Raw genomic sequence first — 5,366 nt, forward strand, 5'->3', positions numbered from 1 at the left:
ATGGGTTGCGCGATGCGACGATTGTCGCCGACAAGTTATGGGGGATGCGGTTCGCTGCGTTCACCACCTCTACGTGGGCTCGGCAGAGTCCATCATTCAACCCCGCTTCTGACTTCGCAACAAACAAAATGGATGTCCTTTTCTTGACAAACAAAATGGATGTCCTTTTCTTGGACTTGGAAAACAGGGGCTGTCCCTGATATTTTTTCTACACTTTAATAATTAACCCATTCTTCATTTTTCTGAAGTATTTTAGTGCATTCTTCGATTTTATATGTATTCTTCTCAACTCTATAAATGATAATAAAATTGTAACTCGGCATGCTCCTCCATTTTGAGATCAAGCGTTGTCCCACAGCAACAGATCCTTCCTCATCAATACCTGCACAAATAAAGTATAAATCAGATTGATACCTTATCCTGGCTAATATTGCGTAATCGAACTGTGTATCAGCAACATAAGGCTCATCACGAAGCCAACATTTCATTGTTGTCGTTGTGAAATTGATAGCTCGGTTTTGAGGTAGCGTATTTAGTACCTTGCCAGATAATATATTCGACGTTGGGCTACCTATACAAAAAATAGCTCCCTCAAGATTACGTAAATCTTCTTCGTCTCCTTTGATTTCAATATTATTCGTTACTTTGCAGGAAATAAGTGCAGAGAATTTACAAGCCAATGACGCACCGCCTGTACTCGTAAGCGGGTAAGTTGTTGCACCTATTAGCCAAGTTTTTTTACCATTGTTTTCTTTATAATACCGATGTTTACTTTCTTCTCTTTGGGGATTATAGTCAACCCTGTTCCAGTACGAAGGAATAATCAAAGTCATCTTTGTTCCATTTTTGCAGCCAAAAAAAGTATATTTTTTAAGACTAAAAATGCGATCCGCTAAAAAGAAGATGATTGAAAATGCTATAGTGGTTACTAATGAAAAAACAAGCAAGCTCCACCCTTTGTGGCTAAAGCCAGACAATATAGAGAGAATTATTCCGAAAACACTGGTGATTGGGCCATAAAATTTTTTAATGAATTTCATCGTTTCAATGGTTTTAGTGCGCAAAGCGTACCATAGTTGAAACTATGGACTTTCAGTCCCTTTAATTTCTCACAAGCCTCAGCAATTTTCTGGGGCTTTTTTGTGGGGCCTAACTCCTCACATCACCGGCAGACAAAAGTGGCGTGCCTGTAGCGAAGCGAAAGGCGCGACGCTTTTGGCTGTCCGAGTGCATGTGATTGTTAGGCCAATTTTTCATCTGAACTCTTGAATCCAGGATTTAACTCATAGTATTTAGTACCAGAATACCACTTGAAATATTCCAAGGTATGTAACCACTTTGCTGCATGAGCCTCTTGGTGTTCCTTCATATTTTCGATTGACTTCTCAACCTTGGCGATTAATTTACTACTGGAGACGCCTCCGGCCCAGTTAACTATCCACCTGTTTTCAGTATTATTAGGTTTGATGGGAACATTGTACTGGCAAATATGATATTGATTTAATCTACCAAATTTGGAAAATCCTTGTCGTATTGGTCGATTCCTAAGTCGAGTTACCAAAGCATACTCTCCAAGACGATCTTCTACACTTTTCCCAAGAATGCACCCGATCCAGTTTTGCCTAGACTCATCCCTTACAGCTTCAATGAAAGCTTTTCCAAAGTAGACGTTCCTATCTAAATCTATAATGAATTCTCCAATGCTAATTGCTCCTCGCATATATATACCAATATCGAACATTCTGACCATTAAATCTCTTATTGCAATTATCATAGTCTCAATAGCAGAAAACTCTTCTTGGTATGAACCTAATGAGTTTGTATAAATTATTAAGCCATCTGATACAATCATGACATTTAAAGGAAGAGCGTCTTCAGTAGTTTCACTAAATTTCGAAAATGAGAACTTTCCAGACTGAATATCATTTGCAAGCTGAACGTAGCTATCTAACAATCGAGTATGTGAATCATGGTCGATACTTTTCTTATTATTTACAGCATCACACAACTTTTTACCTAAAAGCTTAATCATGGTTTCTACAAGCGAAAGGTATAATTTGTCGTAAATTACGACAACATCACTAGGAGGACGCTCTAATACCAGATTGCTAAATCCAAGCAGATCAAGAAAGACAACTACTCGTTGTGTATTCATTCCATTTTTCCGAGCCTAACGTGCAATCGACGGCTTCTCCGCCGCAACTAAAGTACCTATATTTATTAACATGTTCCTAAATATAGGTGCCGGTGCCTAGTATTAGGTACCCAAATATAGGAACCTACATTTAGGTTCCTATATTTAGGTACCCATGATCATTGTGCTTATGGCCCTCTAAAATCATCCTCAACAATCCGCGATTCTAGGCCCAGCGCCACCACGTCCTCATATCGCATCTCCCAGAGCTTATGCCGAGGTCGCCAAATACCTCCGGCCGCCTTGACCTTGTCCCTTATATCCGTTTCCCAGTACTCAACCCTTACACCGAGGAGTTGCTGCGGATGTACTGGCTCTTGTGCCTTGGCAGCCTTCGGATCACTTTGCCAATCGATCTCTTCTTCGATCAACTCGACCGTCGTATATCGCCGGCCGGTCTGCTGATCATATTTGTAGCGAACACATACTAACCGATCCCCGTATTTTTTCGCTAGGCCCTTGGTGCCTTTTTGTCCCGGTCGCAATGTAGTCTGCGTAACCATGGTGCGCCAACGTCGCAATCAATCAGAACCTGATCAGCTGTGTCAGGGGGCTCTTCACGCCAAGCGGCCCCTTGTTCATCACGTGCGTATAGATCATGGTGGTCCGAACGTCTTTGTGACCGAGAAGCTCTTGTACAGTGCGTATATCGTAGCCGTCGTCGAGAAGATGCGTGGCGAACGAATGACGCAAGGTATGGCAGCTGCCGTGCTTGTGGATGCCGGCGGCGGATATGGCCTTCTTTACAGCGCGTTGGATGGCCGACTCACCGATGTGATGACGCCGGGTCTTGCCCGAGCGCGGGTCGACGGCGGTATTTTCGGAGGGAAACAAGTATTGCCAGCCCCATTGCCTCGCCGCCCTGGGGTATTTGCGCCCCAGTGCGTAGGGGAGGTAGACCTCACCGAGTCCGGCTGCCAGATCTTTGCGGTGCAGTTCGCTCGCTATAGCCATCTGGCCGCGAATGGGCTGAACGAGGTCCGGGGGAAGCAAGGTAACGCGGTCTTAAAGAGAAAAAGGACACCCATTTTGTTTCTCCCATCTTGTTTATCCTTGGCGGAATCCCCGCGTAGATTGGGGTTCGCAAGCTCACCCCAACCTACCGGCTATAATGCCGCGCCGAATCTACAACACAACCTCACTTATGCCCGCGCAACGCCCGCTTGGCGGTACGGATCAACTGCACGATGGGTATCCCCGACGGACAAGCGTAGGTGCAGGAACCGCATTCGACGCATTCCATGATCTGGATGTGTTTCATCTCTTCGTACATCCGGGATTTTGCCAGCCGGGCCAATCGGGAGGGGTTGAGGAAGTAGGGGCAGGCTTCCAGGCAGCGTCCGCAGCGGATGCAGGGGTATTCCTGGGGGCGTGCTGTCTCGGTGGCGGTGAAGGCGAGGATCCCGGAGCTGCTCTTGATGATAGGGGCATCCAGGCTGGCGATGGGGGTGCCCATCATGGGGCCGCCCATGATGACTTCCCGGGTGTCGTCGCTCAGGCCCCCGCAGTAGCGCAGCACTTCCCGCACCGGCGTGCCCAGGGGGACGATCAGATTGGACGGTCGTTCGATGCCGGGGCCGGAGACGGTGACCATGCGGTCAATGTAGGGCATGCCGGTGTCGAACCAGTCCGCAATGGCGGCGATGGTGCTGACGTTGTTCATGATGATGCCCAGATCCGCCGCGTGCAGGCCCGCGGGGACTTCGATCCCGAGCAGGGATTTGATCATCATCTTGGAATCGCCCTGGGGATACTTGACCCGCAGGGGCACGACGCGTACCGGCTGGTTGGGCCAGAGCTGCCGGTTCAGGATAGCGATGGCGTCGGGCTTGTTGCGCTCGATGCCGATGATGGCCTCGGCGGCGCCCAGTCTGGTTCGGAGGATCTCGATGCCCCGCAGCAGTCGGTCCGCACGCTCGACCATGAGCCGGTGGTCGTTGGTGAGATAGTGGGTGTCCTTTCATTCCTTTCATTCCTCCTTTCATTCCCTACCTTTTTCCGCCTGCTGCAGGCGTTCGAGGGTCGCGATCAGTTCTGGAATATCGTCCTCTATGATGCTCCAAAGGGTGTCGTTGTCGATGCCAAGGTAGGCATGGACGAGGCGGTTGCGGGTCGCGACGATTTGGCGCCAAGGAATATCTGGGTGTGCGGCGCGCACGCTCTCGGGAATTCGGGTAGCGGCCTCGCCGATAAGCTCCAGGTTGCGCAGGGTCGCATCATAGGTGAGCCCGTCCGTGACGAAACCTTGCTGGTCCAAGTTTGCAGTATAGGCGAGTACCTTGCGCGCAAAGTCGAGCATATCGCCGATGTAGAAACGCCATTCGCGCTCGCCCGGTTCGGACTCAGACATGAATCGCTTCCCGCTCGATAAAGGGCCGTAGCTCCGGACGTATCCCCTTGTCGCTGATCAAGTCCACCGGGCGGCCGAGGAGATCCTCCAGGTAGAATTGCACGCCGAAATAGCGCCGTGAAGTCGCTGGACCATCGAAGCTCACCAGGATGTCGACGTCACTCGCCACGCCGGCATCGTTACGGGCTTGGGAGCCGAATAGCGCCAGATCGGTGACGCCGAATCGGCGCGCTAAATCTGTCTTGGCAACCTTTAACCTGCGTAAGGTTTCGTCTTTGGTCACGTTGAATTTTCCTTATGTCCAGAAATAAAAAATGGGCGTCCTTTTTATCTTTGGCCGCCGAGGGCGAACAGGGCGACCGGAAAGAACGCGGACAAAATTCCGTAGGGCATGGTCGGCGAACCCTGGGGCGACATAGGAGTCGTGATGATACGCCATCGGGTCGGTACGAACCAACGCCCGGCAGGCGGTGCCGGGGCAACCGAAATAAGCTGCGAAAAACGACCCATCAACTGAGCCTGGCCCCTTTCCTGTTATAACTCTCCAATTTCCTTTTCCGGTAATCCGGAGGCTTTGGCAATAATCGAGATTTCAACATTTTGTTGTTTTAATGCTATTGCCATTTCAACAGCTTTTTTCTTCTCCCCAAATTGAATCCCTTCATCTAACCCCTCTTTTTTGCCTTCACTCCTGTATCTCTCCTTGAGTTTATAAGGCAGAATCCATCGTTCGCTTGCCTGAAGTTTCTTGAAGATCCCCGAATCGACAAAGCTATGATAGGTTTCGTCGCTGATGATGAGATGATCGATCACTTCGACCTT

General features: G+C 49.0%; 7 protein-coding genes and 1 pseudogene. All 8 read right to left on the bottom strand.

Translation table 11 applies throughout. The features are described 5' to 3' along the window. Nucleotides 1-215: 215 nt before the first annotated feature. On the bottom strand, nt 216-1,040 hold the full coding sequence (locus tag E1958_RS19180) for a hypothetical protein (protein ID WP_133513302.1): 825 nt from the start codon (nt 1,038-1,040) through the stop codon (nt 216-218). A gap of 200 nt (nt 1,041-1,240) precedes the next feature. Beyond that, on the bottom strand, nt 1,241-2,155 hold the full coding sequence (locus E1958_RS19185) for a hypothetical protein (RefSeq protein ID WP_133513303.1): 915 nt from the start codon (nt 2,153-2,155) through the stop codon (nt 1,241-1,243). A gap of 167 nt (nt 2,156-2,322) precedes the next feature. Further along, nucleotides 2,323-2,565 carry a hypothetical protein gene (locus tag E1958_RS21490; protein WP_243725308.1) on the bottom strand — a complete coding sequence of 81 codons (243 nt, stop codon included), beginning with the start codon at nt 2,563-2,565 and terminating at the stop codon, nt 2,323-2,325. Nucleotides 2,566-2,719: 154 nt separating this feature from the next. Further along, the gene (locus E1958_RS19195; RefSeq protein ID WP_133513304.1) at nt 2,720-3,148 is read right to left on the bottom strand and encodes a tyrosine-type recombinase/integrase; all 429 of its coding nucleotides are present in this window, start codon (nt 3,146-3,148) and stop codon (nt 2,720-2,722) included. A gap of 184 nt (nt 3,149-3,332) precedes the next feature. Beyond that, nucleotides 3,333-4,130 (bottom strand): annotated as a pseudogene (locus E1958_RS19200) (RnfABCDGE type electron transport complex subunit C); the annotation flags it as partial. A gap of 45 nt (nt 4,131-4,175) precedes the next feature. After that, on the bottom strand, nt 4,176-4,544 hold the full coding sequence (locus E1958_RS19205; RefSeq protein ID WP_133513306.1) for a HepT-like ribonuclease domain-containing protein: 369 nt from the start codon (nt 4,542-4,544) through the stop codon (nt 4,176-4,178). After that, the gene (locus tag E1958_RS19210; protein ID WP_133513307.1) at nt 4,537-4,827 is read right to left on the bottom strand and encodes a nucleotidyltransferase family protein; all 291 of its coding nucleotides are present in this window, start codon (nt 4,825-4,827) and stop codon (nt 4,537-4,539) included. The genes E1958_RS19205 and E1958_RS19210 overlap by 8 nt, the downstream gene beginning before the upstream one ends. 251 nt (nt 4,828-5,078) lie before the next feature. After that, nucleotides 5,079-5,366: hypothetical protein (locus E1958_RS20590; protein ID WP_208108624.1), on the bottom strand; the 288-nt coding region annotated here is incomplete at its 5' end.

This window comes from Candidatus Thiosymbion oneisti, assembly GCF_004359955.1.
Classification (GTDB): domain Bacteria; phylum Pseudomonadota; class Gammaproteobacteria; order Chromatiales; family Chromatiaceae; genus Thiosymbion; species Thiosymbion oneisti.